This is a genomic window from Halomonas sp. SIMBA_159 (assembly GCF_046536035.1).
Lineage (GTDB): Bacteria > Pseudomonadota > Gammaproteobacteria > Pseudomonadales > Halomonadaceae > Vreelandella > Vreelandella venusta_A.
Genome location: NZ_JAWJBT010000906.1, coordinates 1 through 260, shown reverse-complemented (window position 1 = coordinate 260; position 260 = coordinate 1). Strand labels below are relative to the sequence as shown.

1 protein-coding gene is annotated in these 260 nt (G+C 68.8%); it reads right to left on the bottom strand.

Annotated elements, in window-relative coordinates:
• Positions 1-260 (bottom strand): helix-turn-helix domain-containing protein (locus R0J87_RS21880; RefSeq protein ID WP_498888938.1); only part of this gene is annotated, 260 nt, incomplete at both ends.

The window sequence follows — 260 nt, the reverse complement described above, 5'->3', positions numbered from 1 at the left end:
AGCACGGCGGCGATCAACAGCACGGCGCCACCGGGCACGCGGCTCTCGGCCGCCGGTGCCGGGAAGTTCAATTCCGTCTGCCGGTCCAGCCCGGCCACCTCGTCCTTGAAGCGGCGGACCATCTCCTCGGTGTCGAGGTTCAGGAACTCGGCGTAGGTACGGATGAAGCCGACGGCGTAGACCGAGCCGGGCAGGTCGTCGAAGCGCCCGTCCTCGATCGCCTCCAGATAGCGCAGGCGAATGCGCAGGGTCGTCGCCAC